Source organism: Rhizobium quercicola (assembly GCF_021168455.1).
GTDB lineage: Bacteria > Pseudomonadota > Alphaproteobacteria > Rhizobiales > Rhizobiaceae > Ferranicluibacter > Ferranicluibacter quercicola.
Genome location: NZ_JAJOZR010000003.1, coordinates 139,345 through 159,100, shown reverse-complemented (window position 1 = coordinate 159,100; position 19,756 = coordinate 139,345). Strand labels below are relative to the sequence as shown.

15 protein-coding genes are annotated in these 19,756 nt (G+C 65.4%); 9 read left to right on the top strand and 6 right to left on the bottom strand.

The window, feature by feature from the left end; all coding sequences use genetic code 11:
* Nucleotides 1-79: 79 nt before the first annotated feature.
* The gene (locus tag LRX75_RS05910; RefSeq protein ID WP_231812706.1) at nt 80-823 is read right to left on the bottom strand and encodes a hypothetical protein; all 744 of its coding nucleotides are present in this window, start codon (nt 821-823) and stop codon (nt 80-82) included.
* A gap of 13 nt (nt 824-836) precedes the next feature.
* Complete coding sequence (locus LRX75_RS05905; protein ID WP_113149245.1) at nt 837-1,496, bottom strand: S24 family peptidase; 660 nt, start codon at nt 1,494-1,496, stop codon at nt 837-839.
* 348 nt (nt 1,497-1,844) lie between these two features.
* Here LRX75_RS05905 and LRX75_RS05900 point away from each other — a divergent pair, with 348 nt between their 5' ends.
* Nucleotides 1,845-2,846 (top strand): calcium:cation antiporter, encoded by a 1,002-nt coding sequence (locus tag LRX75_RS05900; RefSeq protein WP_269456092.1) that lies wholly within the window; start codon nt 1,845-1,847, stop codon nt 2,844-2,846.
* An 18-nt stretch (nt 2,847-2,864) separates the two neighbouring features.
* Here the strand turns inward: LRX75_RS05900 and mntR are convergent, their stop codons facing one another.
* Entirely contained in the window at nt 2,865-3,314 is a 450-nt protein-coding gene (gene mntR / locus LRX75_RS05895) for a manganese-binding transcriptional regulator MntR (RefSeq protein WP_113149243.1), read from the bottom strand.
* 245 nt (nt 3,315-3,559) lie between these two features.
* Here mntR and LRX75_RS05890 point away from each other — a divergent pair, with 245 nt between their 5' ends.
* The 4 genes from LRX75_RS05890 (at nt 3,560) to LRX75_RS05875 (ending at nt 7,793) form a co-directional block, all read left to right on the top strand.
* A complete protein-coding gene (locus LRX75_RS05890; protein WP_231812702.1) occupies nt 3,560-4,927 on the top strand; it encodes an Nramp family divalent metal transporter in 1,368 nt (455 codons plus the stop codon).
* A gap of 75 nt (nt 4,928-5,002) precedes the next feature.
* Nucleotides 5,003-5,434: a DUF4174 domain-containing protein gene (locus LRX75_RS05885; protein ID WP_231812700.1), complete on the top strand. Its 432-nt coding sequence runs from the start codon at nt 5,003-5,005 to the stop codon at nt 5,432-5,434.
* A gap of 100 nt (nt 5,435-5,534) precedes the next feature.
* Complete coding sequence (locus tag LRX75_RS05880; RefSeq protein ID WP_231812698.1) at nt 5,535-6,566, top strand: glycerophosphodiester phosphodiesterase family protein; 1,032 nt, start codon at nt 5,535-5,537, stop codon at nt 6,564-6,566.
* 174 nt (nt 6,567-6,740) lie between these two features.
* Entirely contained in the window at nt 6,741-7,793 is a 1,053-nt protein-coding gene (locus tag LRX75_RS05875) for a Tim44 domain-containing protein (protein ID WP_420851156.1), read from the top strand.
* Between the two features lie 125 nt (nt 7,794-7,918).
* Here the strand turns inward: LRX75_RS05875 and LRX75_RS05870 are convergent, their stop codons facing one another.
* The 3 genes from LRX75_RS05870 to LRX75_RS05860 form a co-directional block, all read right to left on the bottom strand.
* Nucleotides 7,919-10,132, bottom strand: a complete 2,214-nt coding sequence (locus LRX75_RS05870; RefSeq protein WP_231812694.1) for an FAD-dependent oxidoreductase — start codon at nt 10,130-10,132, stop codon at nt 7,919-7,921.
* 13 nt (nt 10,133-10,145) lie between these two features.
* Nucleotides 10,146-11,354 carry an acetyl-CoA C-acetyltransferase gene (locus tag LRX75_RS05865; protein WP_231812692.1) on the bottom strand — a complete coding sequence of 403 codons (1,209 nt, stop codon included), beginning with the start codon at nt 11,352-11,354 and terminating at the stop codon, nt 10,146-10,148.
* 77 nt (nt 11,355-11,431) lie between these two features.
* Nucleotides 11,432-13,228, bottom strand: coding sequence for an acyl-CoA dehydrogenase C-terminal domain-containing protein (locus LRX75_RS05860; protein WP_231812690.1), 1,797 nt, complete (start codon nt 13,226-13,228; stop codon nt 11,432-11,434).
* A gap of 361 nt (nt 13,229-13,589) precedes the next feature.
* Here LRX75_RS05860 and LRX75_RS05855 point away from each other — a divergent pair, with 361 nt between their 5' ends.
* The 4 genes from LRX75_RS05855 (at nt 13,590) to LRX75_RS05840 (ending at nt 19,640) form a co-directional block, all read left to right on the top strand.
* On the top strand, nt 13,590-17,393 hold the full coding sequence (locus LRX75_RS05855) for a peptidoglycan-binding protein (protein ID WP_231812986.1): 3,804 nt from the start codon (nt 13,590-13,592) through the stop codon (nt 17,391-17,393).
* Nucleotides 17,394-17,568: 175 nt separating this feature from the next.
* The gene (locus tag LRX75_RS05850) at nt 17,569-18,495 is read left to right on the top strand and encodes a TSUP family transporter (protein ID WP_113149233.1); all 927 of its coding nucleotides are present in this window, start codon (nt 17,569-17,571) and stop codon (nt 18,493-18,495) included.
* The gene (locus tag LRX75_RS05845; protein ID WP_231812688.1) at nt 18,495-19,283 is read left to right on the top strand and encodes a TIGR02186 family protein; all 789 of its coding nucleotides are present in this window, start codon (nt 18,495-18,497) and stop codon (nt 19,281-19,283) included. Before LRX75_RS05850 ends, LRX75_RS05845 begins: the two co-directional genes overlap by 1 nt.
* A 120-nt stretch (nt 19,284-19,403) precedes the next feature.
* The gene (locus LRX75_RS05840) at nt 19,404-19,640 is read left to right on the top strand and encodes an Lrp/AsnC ligand binding domain-containing protein (RefSeq protein WP_062595166.1); all 237 of its coding nucleotides are present in this window, start codon (nt 19,404-19,406) and stop codon (nt 19,638-19,640) included.
* The last annotated feature ends 116 nt before the right edge of the window (nt 19,641-19,756 follow it).

Below are 19,756 nucleotides of genomic sequence, written 5' to 3'. Positions count from 1 at the left end.
TATGGTCGCAGCCGCCCCGTTGCAAGACATCCACCGATCCTGCGGCGTTCCAGCAGCAGGCCGTCCCCTGTGAACGCCATCAAGGCGCAGGCTCGGCCGACGGCGCCGAGGGCTCCGTGCCGCTGCGATAGAAGCCCTTCGATGTGGTCTTCGCGGATGCGACCGCAGCGGTCAGGGCCGTATCGTCTCCCTCCACCTCCGCCCAGCCATTGCGGGCCAGCCAGAGGGCGGGGTCATCGGTGCCGATCGTGCACCGCGCGGTGGCCGTTCCGCTCCACCCACCTTTCGGTGTCTGACAGGTAAAGGCGCGGGCGCGGATGAAGTTGCGGAAGGCGGTGCGGGCAATGGTGCCGCACGGCCAGTCCCCCGTCGTCGCACGGCAGATCCGCTCGACCGACTGCGGCTTGACGCCCGCGATCTGGATCGTCCGCCCCTCGAAATCGACCAGGCCGGCCGACAGAGCGACGGGATGCCGGAGAATGGTCTCCTCCAGCGTTGCCGGATCGACGAGCGTGGCGCTGGGGAGCGCTCCGGCTGCCGGCGGCGGCTCTGGAACGGGGCCCGGCGTCACACCGCCGCCCGGCTGCGGCGCCTCGGGCGAAAACGGCAGCGGCTCCGCCCCGGGATCGGCGGGAACGATATCGCCGATGTCAGGATCTTCACCGATCGTCGGGACATCGCCGAGATCGGGTGTCTCCAGCGTCATGTCCGGCGCAGCCGTGCTCTCTTCGCCCGTGATCGCCGACTTGCCCGTCAGAAGCAGGCCGAGGGTCAGGACGACGCAGAGCGCGGGACCACCGATGCGGAGCAGAAAACGATGCATGAGGAAAACGGTCCTACTGGCTCGCCCAGATGATCCGGGCGATCCACTCCACCTCGGAGAGGTCGAAGCTGCGGTTCGGATGTTCGGGATTGAGGGAGTGGAGATCGATGCCGCGCGCGCTCTGCCGCATCAGCACCTTGGCCATGACCTCGCCTTCGGTGGTCTTGACGACGACGCGGTCGCCGCGGCGAACCTGCGCGCCCGGCTCCACGATCAGCACATCGCCATCCCGATAGAGCGGCTGCATGCTGTCGCCCTGGATCTCCAGCGCATAGACGCCCGCCTTGGTGCCGGCCGCGGGAAAATCGACCACATCCCAGCCCTGACCTGCGGGAAAGCCGCCATCGTCGAAAAAGCCGCCGGCGCCCGCCTGGGCGAAGCCGAGAAGCGGAATGGCGTTGGACGACGCCAGAGTCTCCACGCCGTTCGAGCCCTTGCCGCCGTCCGGCCGCAGGAATTCCATGAACTGCCCGATGGTCGAGCCCGTCGCGTCGAGAACCTTGGCGATGGATTCGGTGGAGGGCCAGCGCTCACGTCCGTCGGCGGACTGGCGCTTGGATTTGTTGAACGAGGTCGGATCGAGGCCGGCACGCCGGGCAAGTCCCGACGGCGACATCTGATGCCGCTCCGCCAAGGCGTCTATCGCATGCCAGATACGCTCATGTGACAGCATCGTCCCGGTATCCTGGTAATCTCGGTGTCCCGGTCACGTGTCCGCATGACACGTGACCGGGGAAGCGGAGCCTCTCCTCTATCCGGCAGGACACTAGCCAAAAATCAGCATCAAGTAAAGAACGCGAGGAAAATAATCCTTGGTTTATCACGCGCGGCACTTTTATTGAAATGCGTGTCCCGGCACCTATACTTGCATTTTCCGACCCCTTCAGGCCGACCGGGCCGAATCCAGCATCCAGACGAGCGAGGCGCCGTGCTCTTCACCCTCATCCGCTCAGAGCGGCTCATCCTCGTTGCCATCGCGGCGGGTATCGCCGGCTTTTCCGCCGAGCACACGCTGATCGGCATGGGGCAGGTGGCCTCGCTCGCCGGCGCCGTGTTCCTTATCGCGGCCATCATCCTCGCCTCGATGCGGGTGGCGCACCATGCGGAAATCCTCGCCACCAAGGTCGGCGATCCCTATGGCACGATGATCCTGACGCTGTCGGCCGTTCTGGTCGAGGTGGTCATTCTCGCAATCATGATGCGCTCGCCGGAGAGCTCGCCGACCCTGGTGCGCGACACGATCTATTCCGCCGTCATGCTGGATATTAACGGCATTCTCGGCATAGCCGCCCTTCTGGGTGGGCTGAAGCATGGCGAACAGCCCTATAACGACGATTCCAGTCGCACCTATTGCGTGATGATTCTCACGGCCATGAGCATTTCCATGATCGTGCCGGAATTCGTACCGCAGGCGAAGTGGCACCTCTATTCCGGCTTCACCATCGTCGCCATGATCATGCTCTACGCCTTGTTCCTGCGCATGCAGGTCGGCGCGCACAGCTATTTCTTCAGCTACAGCTACCCCAAGACGCGCCGCGAGAGCGCCGGCGGCCCTGTCGAGGCGCCCCAGAGCACGGCGCTCTCGATCGGCATCCTGGTGTTCGGCATCGTCGTCATCGGCGTTCTCGCGGAAATCATGTCGACGCTGCTGAATACGGGCCTGGAGGGCACCGGCGCGCCGCCGGTTCTCGCCGCCATCGTCGTCGCCGCCATTTCCGCCGCGCCCGAGATCATGACGGCCATGCGCTCGGCGCTCGCCAATCACATGCAGTCGGTGGTCAACATCGCACTGGGTGCGTCGCTGTCGACGGTCATTCTCACCGTGCCGGTCATGGAGGCCATTGCGCTTTACACCGGCCAGCCGTTCATCATGGCGATGACGCCGGTGCAGACGGTCATGATCACCATCACGCTGATCGTCGCCGCCATCAACCTCAATGACGGCGAGACCAACGCCATCGAAGGCATGACCCATTTCGTGCTGTTCGCCACCTTCATCATGCTGTCATGTCTCGGGCTCTGATGCCGAAGACAGCCTGCGTCAGGAGCGGTCGGCAATCAGGCGGCGGAAGGCGGCGAGCGTCTCGTCGCTGACATGGTGCTCGATGCCCTCGGCATCGATGCGCGCCGTCTCCGGGCTGACGCCGAGGCACCGCAGGAACTGCTCCACCGTCTGGTGACGCTCGCGGCTTTCGGCTGCCATTTTCTGCCCGGCTTCCGTCAGGAACACGCCGCGATAGGGCTTGCGCGAGACGAGGCCGTCCGCCGCCAGCCGCGCGAGCATCTTGGCGACAGTCGGTTGCGCCACGCCGAGACGCGCGGCGATATCGACCTGGCGCGCCTCGTTGCCGTCATCGATCAGGTCGGCGATGAGTTCGACATAGTCCTCGACCAGAGCGCCGCGCCGTGCTTCCCGTGTCTGGCGAAAGCCCTCGGAGTGAATGTCGGCGTCCGGAAGGGGATCCGCGCGGGGAATGGTTCGGCGCGCCACGTATTCCTGATCCTTTCAGCTTGCATGCCGGATGGGCATGGCATCGTGTTTTGCGTGTCTAGCATGCAAGCCGGTTTTTGCCGAATGGCTTTCTCCGCTCTTCCACCGCCACAATTCCCGCGTTGCGGCCAAACCGCCGCACTGCAGAAAAAAGCAAGATCGATGAAATATAGCATATTGCATAATGTTCGGACCTGCCCTAGCTTTCCGACATTGACGTCTTTCCGCATCCGGAGACTGCCCCGATGGCCACCCCCGACCTTTCCTTGAACCAGCGTGAGACCCGCTCCAGCTGGCGGTTCAACCATTCCGAAGAGGAGGGGCGCCAGAGTCTCGCCGATGTGCATTCGACCGTCGCCGTGCCCACCGGCGGCACATGGTTCCGGCGGTTTCTGGCCTTCGTCGGCCCCGGCTATATGGTGTCGGTCGGCTACATGGACCCCGGCAACTGGGCGACCGACATCGCCGGCGGCGCCCAGTTCGGTTACACGCTGCTCACCGTCATTCTTCTCTCCAACCTCATGGCCATTCTGCTGCAGGCGCTGGCCGCGCGTCTCGGCATCGCCACGGGCCGGGATCTGGCGCAGGCCTGTCGCGATGCCTATCCGAAGCCCGTCGGCTTCGTGCTCTGGATCGCCTGCGAACTCGCCATCATCGCCTGCGACCTTGCGGAGGTCATCGGCACGGCGATCGCGCTGAAGCTGCTGTTCGGCATTCCCCTGATCGCCGGCGCGCTGATCACCGCGCTCGACGCCATCCTGCTTCTCTATCTGATGCAGAAGGGCTTCCGCTTCCTGGAAGCCTTCGTTATGGCGCTGCTCGGCATCATCGCCCTCTGCTTCATCGTGCAGATCGCGGCAGCGGCCCCTCCGATCGCCGCCGTCCTGCAGGGCTTCCTGCCCTCGACGGAGGTCGTCACCAATCCGGCCATGCTCTACATCGCCATCGGCATCATCGGCGCTACCGTCATGCCGCACAATCTCTACCTCCACTCCTCCATCGTCCAGACACGCAAGTTCGAGCGCACAGAGCCGGGCAAGCGCGAGGCCATCAAGTGGGCGACGCTCGACAGCACCATTGCGCTCATGCTGGCGCTGTTCATCAATGCCGCCATCCTCATCGTCGCAGCCTCCGTCTTCCATGCCAACGGCCGCACCGAGGTCGCGGAAATCGAGCAGGCCTACGAGCTTCTCTCGCCGTTGCTGGGCCTCGGCATCGCCTCGACGCTCTTTGCCGTCGCGCTGCTCGCCTCCGGTCTCAACTCCACCGTCACGGCGACGCTTGCCGGCCAGATCGTCATGGAAGGCTTTCTGCGGCTGACGATTCCCAACTGGGCCCGTCGCCTCATCACCCGCGGCATCGCCATCGTACCCGTCGTCGTCATCACCTATCTCTATGGCGAACGCGGCACGGCCGAACTGCTGGTGCTGAGCCAGGTCGTGCTCTCCATGCAGCTCCCCTTCGCGGTCATCCCGCTCGTCAGCTTCGTTACCAACCGGGAAAAGATGGGCACCTTCGTGGTTGCCCGCTGGGTCGGAGCGCTCGCCTGGCTGGTCGCCACGATCATCGTCGTGCTGAACATCAAGCTGCTCTACGACACGTTCATCGCCTGATCGCACGCACGCTGACGGGGATGTGAAGGAACGTCGCGCCTTGGCGCGGCGTTCATCGCGTGAAGGAGATCCCCGATGATCCGCAGTTTCAAGACGGTCGCCCTTGCCCTTCTCGCCGCCACCGCCACATCGGGCGCCAGCGCCGCGGGTCTCGATGCCTTCGGCTGGAAGAACCGCGTGCTCATCGTCTTCTCAAACCCTGGAGATCCCGGTGTCGCAGAACAGAGGCGGCTTCTTGCCGGGGAGACGAAGGCTCTCGCAGACCGCGACATGGTCGTCCTCGAGGTTCTCGGTGACAGCGTGAACCCGGTGTTCGGCACGGCGGCTTCGGTCTCGGCGCGAGAGCTTCGCACGGACGCCGGCATTGACCGGAACGGCCGGTTCACGGCGATCCTCGTCGGCAAAGATGGCGGTATCAAGCTGCGGGCCGTGGCGCCCGTGACGCCCGATCGGCTCTTCGGCCTGATCGACAGCATGCCGATGCGGGCCAACGAAGCGTCCCGCTAAGCCCCACAACACTTCATGCTTCCGTCATCGCAGCTTCACGGCGCTGTCACGGCCGGATTCTAAGCCCAGTGGACCCGCAACCGTCCAAAGGGCTTGCACGATGCGCTGGACCGGTCTCCTCATTTCCGCACTCGCTGGCTGTCTTGCCGTGGCCGCGACCTTTCCCGCCCGGGCGATAGAGACGACGCGAACCTCTCAGATTCTCGATCGGTTGAAGAATGCCAATGCCTGGCGCAGCCACATCATGGTCGTCGCGCACCGGACCGGCTGGAAGGAAAACGGCCGCATGATCCGGGCGGAGAATTCGCTCGATGCGATCCGCAACGCCATCGCGCTCGGTGCCGAGATGATCGAACTCGACGTTCGCAAATCCTCTGACGGCACGCTGATCCTCATGCACGACGATTTTCTGGATCGCACCACGACCTGCCGGGGCGAGACCCGCGCGACGCCGCTGGCCGTGCTGAAAACCTGCCGCCTCGTGGTGGAGGCCGATGGTCATGCGACGGACGAAACGGTGCCGACGCTCGAGCAGGCCCTGATCGAGACGCGCGGCCGTATCCTCGTCAACATCGACAACAAGCTGACGCCGGACATCCTGCCGGAGGTCGCCGCGCTCGCCCGCCGCCTCGGCATGGCGGAGCAGATCCTCGTCAAGGAAAACCTCTGGAACGACAGGCGCGTCGCCGACGCCAAGGCGCTGATGACCGCCATCGGTCCCGATATCACCTTTCTGCCCATCCTCGCCGACGATGCGGTGCACGACCCGGCGTTCATGGCAAAGGCGATCGCACCCTTCGGCGCGCCGGCCGCGGAACTCGTCCACTGGCATGCCGACGGCGCACCGCAGACGGAGGATGGCGGGGTGCTCTTTTCCGCAAAAGCCCGTGCGGCGGCAATCCGCGGCAACTGGCACCAGTGGGTCAACACCTACACGATCGTCAACCGTGAACCCGGCATGCAGGCCGGTGGCCGCGGGGACGAGCGCGCCGTTATCGAGGGCAAGCCGCGCGAAAGCTGGGGCTTCTGGATCGATCGCGGTGCAACGATCATCCAGACCGACGAGCCCAAGGCCCTGATCGCCTGGCTGGAGACGAGCGGCTATCGTGTTCCCTACGACCTGACGAACTGACCGGAACAATGGCGTCGCCCGTGACCCGGGCCGGCGAGCGATCCCCGGCTGTTCCGTCACGGACGATGCCGTTTTCGTGAACGCGGCGCAAAAGCCTTTCAACCCGTGGCATCCATGCCCATATATCTGCACGAGGGTCCGTGTGACCCGGTTGAACGATAACGGGGATGAGGCATGTCAGGATTGAAGAAATTTGCAGTGTTGTCGGCGGTCGCGATGACGCTTGTCATCACGGCGACGGATTTCGCGGAGGCACGTCGCGCAGGCGGTGGCTTCGGCAGCCGCGGCACGCGCACCTTCTCCGCACCGCCCGTCACGCGCACGGCCCCGAACACCACGGCGCCGATCGACCGCACCATGACCCCGCAGTCCACGCGTCCGAACGCGGCGCAGAACCAGCCGGGCGCAGCCCAAACCGCGCCGGCACGCCGTCCCGGCGGCTTTTTCGGCGGGTTCGGTGGTTCGCTGCTCGGTGGCCTTGCGCTCGGCGGCCTGCTCGGCATGATGATGGGCAATGGCTTCGGCGGCGCTGCCGGCTTCCTCGGCATGCTATTGCAACTCGCCTTGATCGCCGGTGCCGCGATGCTGCTGATGCGCTTCCTGCGCAATCGCCAGCAGCAGCCGGCGACGGGTCGCGCCGGCGCCGGCGGTGCGTACAATGGGTATGCCCGCGAAGCGGCCAACGACACGGCCCGCTCTCCGGCGGGCAATGCACCGCAGGGAAATGCGCAAGGCTCGCGCGGCCCGGGCTTCACCATCCCGCGCATCGGCGGCGGCCCGGCACCGCAGGCCCAGCCGGCCCGCTCCGCAGCCGTTTCGGATGAACTCGGCATCGGCCCGGCCGATCTGGAGCGCTTCGAAGCCATGCTGAAGGACGTGCAGACCGCTTACGGTGCCGAAGACTACGGTGCCCTGCGCCGCCTGACGACACCGGAAGCCATGTCTTGGCTCGCCGAGGAACTGAGCGAAAACGCGACCAAGGGCCTTCGCAACGAAGTTCGCGACGTCAAGCTTCTCCAGGGTGACCTGGCCGAATCCTGGCGCGAGGACGCCGGCGAATTCGCAACGGTCGCCATGCGCTACGAAAGCATCGACGTCACCCGCGACCGGGACACAGGCAAGGTCGTTGAAGGCGATCCGGATCGCCCGACCGAAGCCACCGAAGTCTGGACCTTCTTCCGTCGTCCGAGCACCCAGTGGCAGGTCTCCGCCATCCAGGCAGCCTGATCACGCTTCTGCAGCCCTGCCCGGAAAGACGGGTCCCGAAATAGAAAAGGCCGGCGCAAAATGCGCCGGCCTTTTTCATGGGCAAACCATCGGGACATGGGCGCCGCCAAGCCCGATGGTCATCGTCAGGCCGCGGCAGCGACCTTTGCATAAGGGTCGAAGCGGCCGTAGAAGGTCTCGCCCTTGGCGGCCATGTCCTTCAGCAGCGGCGTCGGCGCGAAGTGGTCGCCGTAGCTTGCTGCCAGCTTCTCGCACAGGGCGACGAAGGCCTTGGCGCCCATGCCGTCGATGTAGGACAGCGTGCCGCCGGTATAGGGCGCAAAGCCGAAGCCGAGGATGGAGCCGACATCGGCCTCGCGCGGATCGGTGACGATGCCTTCCTCGATGGTGCGGGCGGCTTCCAGCGCGATGGTGACGAGGAAGCGCTGCTTGAGCGTCTGCACGTCCAGCGTGTCCGCGGACTTCTGCGGATAGAGATCCTTGAGGCCTGCCCAGATGTGCTTCTTCGCCGGCTTCTCGGGATAGTCGTAGAAGCCCTTGCCGTTCTTGCGCCCGCGCCGGTCGAGCTCGTCGACGAGCTTGTTGACGAGTTCGAGATGCGCCGGATCGACCGCCTGTTCGCCCAGATCGGCGACGGTCGCCTTGAGGATCTTCTGCGACAGGTCGATGGCCACTTCATCGTTGAGCGAGAGGGGGCCGACGGGCATGCCGGCCATCTTGGCCACGTTCTCGATCATCACCGCCGGCACGCCTTCGATCAGCATGTCATAGGCTTCGTGGATGTAGCGGAAGACGCAACGGTTGACGTAGAAGCCGCGTGTGTCGTTGACGACGATCGGGGTCTTCTTGATGGCGGCGACATAGTCGAGTGCCCGGGCAAGCGCCGCGTCGCCGGTTTCCTTGCCGAGGATGACCTCGGTCAGCATCATCTTCTCGACCGGCGAGAAGAAGTGGACGCCGATGAACTGGGCGGGCCGCTTGGAGTTCTCGGCAAGGCCGGTGATCGGCAGCGTCGAGGTGTTGGATGCGAAGATCGCGTCGGGAGACAGCACGGCTTCGACGGCCTCGATCACGTCCTTCTTGACCTTGCGGTCCTCGAACACGGCCTCGACCACGAAATCGGCGGTCTTCAGGTCGGCGTAATCGGCCGACGGCGTGATCAGCGCGAGCAGCTGCTCGCCCTTTTCCTGCGTCATACGGCCCTTGGCCACGCCGTCCTTCACCAGGCCCTCGGAATGCGCCTTGCCCTTGCTGGCGGCGGCGATGTCGCGGTCGATGAGGGTGACGGGAATGCCGGCGGCGGCCGTGACGTAGGCGATGGAGGCGCCCATGAAGCCCGCACCGACGACGCCGACATGCTTGAAGTCCGACTTCGGAACGCCACCCGGGCGGCGTGCGCCCTTGCCCAGTTCCTGCATCGAAATGAACAGCGAGCGGATCATCGAGAAGGCTTCGGTGGTCTGCAGGATCTGCGTGAAGTAGCGCTGTTCGATCTTCAGCGCCGTGTCGAAGGGCACCTGAAGACCTTCATAGACGCATTTCACGATGGCCAGCGCGCCGGGGTAGTTGCCATAGGTTTCGCGGCGCAGGATGCCGGAGGCAGCCGGCCAGAGCTGGGCACCGGCCGCGCTCCACATGGAGCCGCCGGGGGCCTTGAAGCCCTTTTCGTCCCAAGGCTGAACCGCCTTCAGGCCGTTCTTGATCATGGCCTTGGCGGCATCGATCAGCGCCTCGGGCGCGGCAAGCTCGTGCACGAGGCCGAGCGCCTTGGCGCGCTGCGGCGTCAGCGTCTGCCCCGTCGTCATCATCTGCAGCGCATCCTGCGCATTGGTCAGACGCGGCACGCGCTGCGTCCCGCCGGCGCCGGGGAAGATCCCGACCTTGACCTCGGGCAGGGCGATCTTGACCGCCTTGGAATTGGAGGCCACGCGGCCGTGGCAGGCAAGCGACAGCTCGAAGGCACCGCCCATGCAGGTGCCGTTGATGGCGGAAACCCACGGCTTGCCGGAGGTCTCGATCGTGCGGAACAGGCCCGTCATCTCGCCGCAAAGCTCGAACAGCTTCTGTGCCGCGGTGTCGGGGTTCTTGGTCTTCTCTTCCGCCTGGAAGGTGAACATGCCCTTGATCATCGACAGGTCGGCGCCGCCCGAGAAGGTCGATTTGCCCGAGGTGAAGACGACGCCCTTGACGGCCTCGTCCTTCACGACCGCGTCGTTGACGGCGGCGAGTTCGCGCAGCACATCGGCCGTGAACACATTCATCGACTTGTCCGGCATGTCCCAGGTCACGAGAGCAATGCCGTCGGCGTCCGTTTCGATGGTGAAATTGGTGTAGGTCATGGTCTTCTCTCCCTCAAACGCGTTCGATGATCGTAGCGGTGCCCATGCCCGCGCCGATGCAGAGCGTGACGAGGGCGGTGTTGAGGTCGCGGCGCTCCAGCTCGTCGAGCACCGTGCCGAGGATCATCGCGCCGGTGGCGCCGAGCGGATGGCCGAGCGCGATCGCGCCGCCATTGACGTTCATGATGTCGTGCGAGATGTCGAACGCCTGGAGATAGCGCAGGACCACGGCGGCGAAGGCCTCGTTCAACTCGAACAGATCGATGTCGCCGATCGTCATGCCGGCACGCTTCAAAAGCTTTTCCGTCACGTCCACGGGGCCGGTCAGCATCAGCGCCGGGTCGGAGCCGATATTGGCGAAGGCCCTGATGCGGGCGCGGGGCTTGGCGCCGAGGCTCTCGCCGCCGGCCTTGGAGCCGAGCAGCACGAGGCCGGCACCATCCACGATGCCCGACGAGTTGCCGGCATGGTGGACGTAGTTGATCTTCTCGATTTCCGGATGCGCCTGAATGCCGACGGCCTCGAAGCCGCCCATCTCGCCCGGCATCTGGAAGGAGGGGTTGAGGCTCGCAAGGTTCTGCATCGTGGTCGTCGGACGCATATGCTCGTCCTTGGCGAGGATGACGATGCCGTTCTGGTCCTTCACCGGAACGACGGACCGGTCGAAATAGCCCTTTTTCCAGGACACGCCGGCGCGGCGCTGGCTCTCGACGGCGTAGGCATCCACGTCATCGCGCGTGAAACCGTATTTCGTGGCGATCAGATCGGCCGACACGCCCTGCGGCATGAAATAGCCGGGGAAGTTGACGGAAGGGTCCATGTACCAGGCGCCGCCCGACATGCCCATGCCGACGCGCGACATGCTCTCGACGCCGCCGGCGATGACGATGTCGTCGGCGCCCTGCGCGATCTTGCCGGCCGCCAGATTGATGGCATCGAGCGCCGATGCGCAGAAGCGGGAGATCTGGATCCCCGGCGCGCGATTGGAATAGCCCGCCTCGAAGGCCGCGGCCTTCGGGATCACGGCGCCGGCCTCGAACACCGGATCGACGCAACCCATGATGATGTCGTCGACGGTGTTCGTGTCGATCCCGTTGCGGTCGCGCAGCGCTTCCAGCATGCGCGCGGCAAGGCGGGGCGTCGGCACCTCGTGAAGGGCGCCGTCCTTCTTGCCGCGACCGCGTGGCGTGCGCACATGGTCGTAAATGAATACGTCAGTCATGATCCCGTTCTCCCAATCGGCTCGAAGCCGTCGATCTATCCGTGGAGGCGATGAAGTGTCAGGTGCAGCCTTGAGTTTCAGAATGCGGCGGCGTCGAGTGCCATCAGCGTATCCGATCCCGCTTCGATGCGCGAGCGGCGCAGGGCCGTCTCGGGCAGGATGCGGTCCATGAAGAAGGTGGCCGTCACCAGCTTGTTCTTCAGGAAGTCCTCGCGGTCGCCGGCGCCCGAGGCGAGCAGCCCCTGTGCGGTCTTGGCCATCTTGGCCCACATATAGCCGAGCACGACGAGCCCGCTGAGATGCATGTAGTCGGTCGATCCGGCACCGGCATTGTCGGGCTTCGCCACGGCGTTCGACATGAACCACATGGACGCCGACTGCAGGTCGTTGAGGCTCTTCTTGAGCGCCTTGGTATAGGCGGTCATCTGATCGTCGCTGCGGTTCTCGTCGCAGAAGTCGCCGATCTCCTTGAAGAGAGCCATCACGGCGCGACCGCCGTTCAGCCCCAGCTTGCGGCCGACGAGGTCGAGCGCCTGGATGCCGTTCGCACCTTCGTAGATCATGGCGATGCGCGCATCGCGCACATATTGGCTCATGCCGTGCTCTTCGATATAGCCGTGCCCGCCGAAGACCTGCTGCGCCATGACGGCGTGGTCGAAGCCGCGGTCGGTCAGCACGCCCTTGAGGATCGGCGTCACGAGGCCGAGCAGATCGTCCGCCGTCTGGCGTTCGGCCTCGTCCTGCGAGCGATGCGCGACATCCGACTTCAGCGCGGTCCACAGCGTGAAGGCGCGGCTTGCCTCGTTGAAGGCGCGGATCGTCATCAGCACGCGGCGGATGTCGGGGTGGACGATCAGCGGATCGGCCTTCTTGTCCGGCGCCTTGATGCCCGACAGCGAGCGGCCCTGCAGGCGCTCGCGGGCATAGGCGACGGCGTTCTGATAGGCGATTTCCGAGACGGAGAGACCCTGAAGGCCGACACCGAGCCGGGCCTCGTTCATCATGACGAACATGGCGTTCAGGCCGCGATTGGCCGTGCCGATTAGGTACCCCGTCGCATCGTCGTAGTTCATCACGCAGGTCGAGTTGCCGTGGATGCCCATCTTGTGCTCGATGGCGCCGCAGGTCGCGCCGTTGCGCGTGCCCGGCGTGCCGTCGGCCTCCACGATGAACTTCGGCACGATGAAGAGCGAGATGCCCTTCGTGCCCTCGGGCGCGCCTTCGATGCGGGCGAGAACGAGATGGATGATGTTGTCGGCCATGTCGTGTTCGCCGGCGGAGATGAAGATCTTCTGCCCGGAGATCTTGTAGCTGCCGTCCGGCTGCGGCACGGCCTTGGAGCGCAGAAGCCCGAGGTCGGTGCCACAGTGCGGCTCCGTCAGGTTCATCGTTCCCGTCCATTCGCCAGCGATCATCTTCGGCAGGTAGGTCGCCCGCTGCTCGTCCGTGCCATGCTCGATGATGGCGGCGATCGCGCCCTGCGTCAGGCCGGGATACATCGTCAGCGACATGTTGGCCGACGACATGTATTCGCCGATTGCGGTGTGCAGCGTGTAGGGCAGGCCCTGGCCGCCGAATTCCTCCGGTGCGGCAAGGCCGAGCCAGCCGCTTTCGCGGTAGAGCTCATAGGCTTCCTTAAAGCCCTTCGGCGTGGTGACCGAGCCGTCCGGGTGGCGCACGCAGCCTTCCTGGTCGCCAGAGAGGTTTAGCGGGAAAAGCACTTCCTCGGCAAGCTTGGCCGCTTCGCCGACGATGGCGTCCAGCATGTCGGGCGTCACGTCCGAAAAGCCGGGAATATTGTTGTAGCGCTCGATGCCGAGCACGTCGTTAAGAATGAAAAGCGTGTCCTCGACCGGAGCCTTGTAGATGGGCATCGACTGTCTTCCTCCCTGGGCCTAACCTCATAAGGCCATTCATGAGGGTACTCTATTAAAAACTGACGTGCGCGTAAACGTCAAAATTCACGTCCGCGGCATTTTGCCCGAACAATCTGGCGTGAAGGGCGCGGCGGCATTTGGAAATTTCGAGGGTGGAAACCGAAATCCTCCCGTCGGTTAACGGCTTGTTTACCACGTTCCGGGAAAGTGGCGCGAGAGGTCAATGCTGCTTGTTCCGTTCCGAGTCGTCCGCAGCCTTGTCCACCGGCGCAAGGGGCCTGATCCTTCAGCCGAGTTCGGGGAATGCCAGGCGAAGAGGCGAAAGCACATGAACGGATCGCGATCAACTCCTCCCCGGATGGGCACACATGCCGACGACCGTCTCGACGGCAGACACGGCGAGCGCTCGTCGCTGGAAGCCCTCAACCGGACGATCGAAGGCCTGGAAGCCCGGATCGAAGGCCTGATCGCGCCCGCCAAGCGCGAGGCTCGTCCGCCGGAAGTCGCCCGGGTCGAGGCGCGCCCCGTTGCTGCCGAACGTCCCGTTTCCCGCGCCGATGCCATCTCCGAAATTCTGCAGCGCCAGCGCGCGCTGAGCGCCACCCGTCTGGAAAAGGCGACCGAGCGGCATCAGTTCCAGACGCGTGCGCCCTCCACCCCGGCCCCGGCAACGAACCCGGCCGTTTCGCGCCCGGCCGACCGCTACGTCATGCCCGCCTATGACGACCGTCAGCCTCCGCGTCGTTCGCTGGATGACGACCGCTCCGCGCGGATGCCGGCCGAGCCGGCACGCGCTCCATCCCGTCCCGTTCCGCAGGCGGCACCCGCCGTCATGTCGGATACCGCCGTCCGCGACATCGCAACGACTCTGGTCGGCCTTCGCCAGGACCTGAAGCGCGATATCGAGCAGGGTCTTTCGCGCGAAATGTCGTCGCTGCGCAGCGAGATGCACGGCATCGCCGCCGCCGCCACGCAGGGTGATGCGCTTGCGCACGACATTCGCCAGGACCTCCAGCGCCTCTCGCTCTCGCTTGCCGATCTCGGCCGCCAGCCGACGACCTCCGACAGCGAGGCCCTGCGTGCCGATCTTGACGAGATGCGCGCCATGATCGACGGTCTCGCCCGCGAGGAAAGCGTGCGCCGCATGGAGAGCCGTTGGACCGGCGTCGAGGATCGGCTGAACGTCTTCGATGCCGCCCGGGACGACGAGCTCGTTGCGCTGGCCTACCGTCTCGACGAGATCAAGTCACAGCTCGGCACCATGAACAACGGCCCGGCGCTCTATGCGCTGGAGGACAAGCTCGTGGCCGTGGCGCAGGCCATCGACCTCATCGGCCGCCACATGCAGCCGGACGACCGCCGTTTCCAGGAGCAGTTCGCCGACCTGGACGCGCGTCTGGACGAGATCAGCCGCGCCATCGTCGCCAGCGGCCGCACGGCGTCCGCCTCCGACAGCCCCGGCGTCACCCGGGTCGAAAGCCGCCTCGTCGACCTGTCGCGCCAGATCGACGATCTCGCCTTTCCCGTGGACAACGGTCTTGCTTCTCGCATCGAAGCGCTGTCCGCGCGCGTGGAGGATCTGGTCAACGCGGAAGCCGCCGCCCGCCTCGAGGAACGGCTCGATCACCTTTCCGCCATGATGGAGCGCGCCGAGCGTGCCTCCGCACAGCCGGATCTGAGCGGTCACCTCGCCGAAATCTCCGCCAAGATCGATGCGCTCGACACCGGCGATGTCAGCGACACGCTGGCGCGCCGCTTCGACGATCTTGCCCGCCGGATCGATGGCCTCGACAGCCCGGCACCGCTGGTCGATGACCGCTTCCTGCGCCTCGAAGACCAGCTGTCGGGCATCGCTCAGCGTCTCGACGAGACGCACGCCGCACCCTACGACGATGGTCAGGTGCTGCGCAGCCTGCAGGACCAGATCGCCAATCTTTCCTTCCTCATCAGCGAGCCGCGCGAGGTCGCAGCCGCCGTGCCCGCCGACGTCGAGGGCCGCATGAACGCGCTGGAGGATTATCTCGCCTCCAGCGACGAATACATCATAGAGGCTGCGCGTCAGGCGGCCGAAGCCGTGATGGAGGCCTATACGCGCAACGGCATGACGCAGTCGGCCGCCCCGGGCATCGCCGACATCGCAGCCATCTCGGCTCTGGCCGACGACCTGAAGACGCTGGAAGACCTCAGCCGCTCGAGCGACGAGCGGACCGCCCGCACGTTCGAGGCGCTGCACGAAACGCTCGTGCACATCGCCGACAAGCTGGAGCGTATCGAGGAGCGCGCCTCCGCGCCGATTTCCCGCGAGGACATGCTCCGCGACGAACCCGCCCCCGCTTTCGGCCGCCGCGAGACGGCGGCACAGATGCCGCGCGCCGAGACGCCCGCCTTTCTGGAGCGCGAAGAGGTTGGTAGCAGCTATGACGACCTGACGCGAAACATGCGCGCCACCGTCGCGATGCCGGGGGAACGCGACCACCGGGTTGCGGAAGACATCGGTCTCGATGCATCGCCTGCCACAGAAGCCGACCTGCGCGAGCCCGCACCGGCGGTTTCGGTCGATGCACCGGCTGCCCGCACCGGCCTTCTCTCGGGCCTCACCGGTCGCTTTTCGGGCAAGCGCGGCAAGCAGCTCGCCCCCGTCGAGCGCCAGTTCGTCGAGCCGACGCCGTCGATCGATGCGCTGGACACCATCAATCCGGACGCCGCCAACCAGCTGCTCGAGCCCGGCTCGGGCACGCCCGACGTCAAGCGGATCCTGGAGCGCGTCCGCGCCGGGCAGGTGGCTCACCCGGCTCTTTCCGGCGATGGCGACAAATCCGATTTCATCGCGGCGGCCCGTCGCGCGGCCCAGCAGGCGGCACAGGAAGTGGATACCGGCAACCGGACGGCGGCACGTCCGGGTGCCGCCCCGAGCGCTCTTGCCCGTCATCGCCGCCCGATCCTCATGGCCGTCGGCGCGGTGCTCCTCGCCATCCTCTCCTATCCGCTCGTCAGCACGCTGATGAAGCACGAGCAGGCGGCAGCACCGGTCACGACCATCGAAACGCCGGCCGTAACCGAAACGGCACCGGCCGATGCCGCGCCGGAAACCTCCTCGGACTCGGCGCCTGCTCTTGCTGCACCCACGAGCGAACCTGCGCCGCAGGCGTCGGACGAAGGCGTCGCACCATTGAGTTCGCTGCAGCCGCAGGGCGAGGCGACCGAACCTGCCATGGCACCGCAGCCCGAAGCGCAGGCGACGGCACCGGCCGCTGACAACGCTCCGGCCGAGACACCCGCGGCAGAGACGCCCGTCTCCGCGGCCCCCGTCGAGGTTCCGGCCGAAATCGTGCCCGCAGCGCTCGCCGACGCGGCCCGCGCCGGCGATCCCAAGGCTTACTTCGAGATCGGCGCGGTCTACACCGAAGGCCGCGGCGTCAAGGCCGATTTCGCCAAGGCCGCCCAGTGGTACCAGCGCGCGGCGGATGCCGGTGTGGTTCCCGCGCAATATCGCCTCGGCAGCCTCTATGAAAAGGGCACCGGCGTTCCGCGCGACCCCGCCCGGGCCCGTGCGCTCTACCAGCAGGCGGCCGAAAGCGGCAATGCCAATGCCATGCACAACCTCGCGGTCATGCTGGCCAGCGGCAACGGCACCACGCCGGACTTCACGCTCGCCAGCATGTGGTTTGCGAAGGCGGCAGATCTCGGCCTGCGCGACAGCCAGTTCAACCTTGCCATCCTCTATGCCCGCGGCAACGGCGTGGCGAAGGACCTCGCGGAATCCTACAAGTGGTTCTCGGTCGCGGCCGCCGATGGCGATACGGATGCCGCGCAGAAGCGCGATCAGGTGGAGAAGGAGCTGTCTCCCGACCAGCTCGCGGCCGCCAAGGCCAAGGTCGCGGCCTGGAAGCCGGCGACGCTCGATCCGAAGGGCAACGACACCACCGTTCCCGACACATGGGTCGGCAAGGGCACCAAAACGTCCTCCGTCGATATGAAGAAGGCCGTCCGCAACATCCAGGCCATCCTCAACAACAACGGCTTCGATGCGGGGACGCCGGACGGCGCGCTCGGTACCAAGACCGTCAACGCCATCAAGGCCTTCCAGACCTCGATCGGTCAGGAGCCCAACGGCCGCATCACCGACGCCCTCGTCAAGGAGCTGCTGAAGCGCAACGGCTGATCGACGCGCCTGTCGCGTGCGGCGCGTTGCGCCGTACAAAAATCGGACGTCGTTTAGACATTATGCAGCAGCCCGGTGCATACTGCGGCAAACGGCGCGGCCTTCCGGCGCGCGCTGCCTTCGTTTGGGAGCGTCCACAAGCTGCGCTGCTCCGTTCGACGTTCGAGGTCCGGCCGTGACGATCTACCTGCCCATTGCGGAACTCTCGGTGAACGTGCTGATCATCCTCGGCATGGGGGCCGCCGTCGGCTTCCTCTCCGGCATGTTCGGCGTGGGTGGCGGGTTCCTCATCACGCCGCTCCTGATCTTCTACAATATCCCGCCGGTCGTCGCCGTCGCCACCGGCGCCAATCAGGTCGTGGCCTCCTCCATCTCCGGCGCCATCACCCATTTCCGCCGCGGCACCATCGATATCAAGCTCGGCACCGTCCTCTTGCTCGGAGGCCTGGCAGGCGCGACGCTCGGCATCTGGATCTTCGCCGCCCTGCGCCGCATCGGCCAGCTCGATCTGGTGATCTCGCTCGCCTATGTGCTGCTGCTCGGCTCCGTCGGCTCGCTCATGCTGGCCGAAAGCATCAATGCGCTGCGGCGCGCCAAGCGCAACGAGGCCATGCCGCTGCGCCGCCCCGGCCATCACGGCTGGATCCACCGCCTTCCGCTCAAGGTGCGGTTCAAGAAGTCGAAGATTTATCTCAGCATCATCCCCGTCGCCGGTCTCGGCTTCTGCATCGGCATCCTCACCTCCGTCATGGGGGTCGGCGGCGGCTTCATCATGGTGCCCGCCATGATCTATCTCCTGCGCATCCCGACCAATGTCGTCGTGGGCACGTCGCTGTTCCAGATCATCTTCGTCTCGGCCTATACAGTCATCGTCCAGGCGACGGCGAATTACACGGTCGATATCGTGCTCGCCTTCGTGCTGATGATCGCCGGCGTCATCGGGGCGCAATATGGCGTGCGCGTCGGCCAGAAGCTGCGCGGCGAGCAGCTGCGGGCGCTGTTGGCCCTCCTGGTGCTCGCCGTCGGCATCCGTCTTGCGGTCGAACTCGTGCTGCCGCCCGCTGACATCTATTCGGTCATCTCGTCGGGGTCCGGCTTCTGATGCGCCGTCGTCTCGCAAGCCTCCTCGTGGCCCTGGCGCTCGCGGCTCCCGCGGCGGCCCAGAACCGCGCGGACGAGTTCACCGAAAAGCTCGACATCGGCATCTCCACCGACGAGATCGCCATCACCTCCGACTTCCGAGGCGCCGACCTCACCATTTTCGGCGCGATCGACGGGTTCGCGCCCGACCTTCTGGCGCAGGGCAAATACAATATCGTCGTCTCGCTGGAGGGCCCGAAGGAAAGCGCCACCGTGCGCAAGAAGCGCCGCGTCTTCGGCATCTGGGTCAACACCCAGTCGATGACCTTCGAACTCGTGCCGGAATCCTATTCTCTCTCGAGCACGCGCGACATCGATGCCATCGCGCCAGCCAACGAGATGAACAATATGGGCATCGGCGTGGCCCACATGACGCTGAGTCCGATCGGCTATATCGGCGACGGCAGCAGCGTCACCGAGTTTCGCAGCGCCTTCCGGCGCCTGCGCGAAACGAGCGGCGTCTACCAGCGCGATCCCGGTGGGGTGCAGTTCATTTCGGCGAGCCTCTTCAAGGCCTCCGTGCGCCTGCCGGCCGACGTGCCAAACGGCGTTCATGTCGTGCGCGCCTACCTTTTCCGCGATGGCGTGTTCGTGGCGGCCAAGGCGCTGCCGCTCCGGGTCATCAAGACCGGCCTCGAAGCCGCCATCACCGAGGCCGCCCACAAGCACCCTTTCTTCTACGGTCTCTTCGCCGTCCTGCTCGCCGTCATCACCGGCTGGGCCGCCAGCGTCGCCTTCCGACGCGACTAGGGAGAAAAGCGTCGCCTTGACCTGACTGAAGGAAAAGCTGCGTCGCCTTCCGGAAAGGCACGGTTCCACAGACCGCGATTCTGCCCTATGTCGTGCGGAAACATATGAGGACCAACCGACATGAAGCCGATCTTCGTCCAGCTCCAATGCGCCCCCGGCAAGACCTACGAGGTCGCCGACGCGATCTACCGCAAGGAAATCGTCTCGGAAATGTACTCCACCTCCGGCGATTACGACCTGATCATCAAGGTCTACATCGAAGAAGGCCAGGACATCGGCAAGTTCATCAACGACAACATCGCCACCGTCCCCGGCATCACCCGCTCGCTGACCACACTGACGTTCAACGCGTTTTAGATTTTCACCTCCGAGCGGCCCCTCATCTGCCTGCCGGCATCTTCTCCCCGTTTTGACGGGGAGAAGAGACGTGTAGTGGCCCTCGATCTGACTCTTATTGGTAAGCGCAAAGGGTG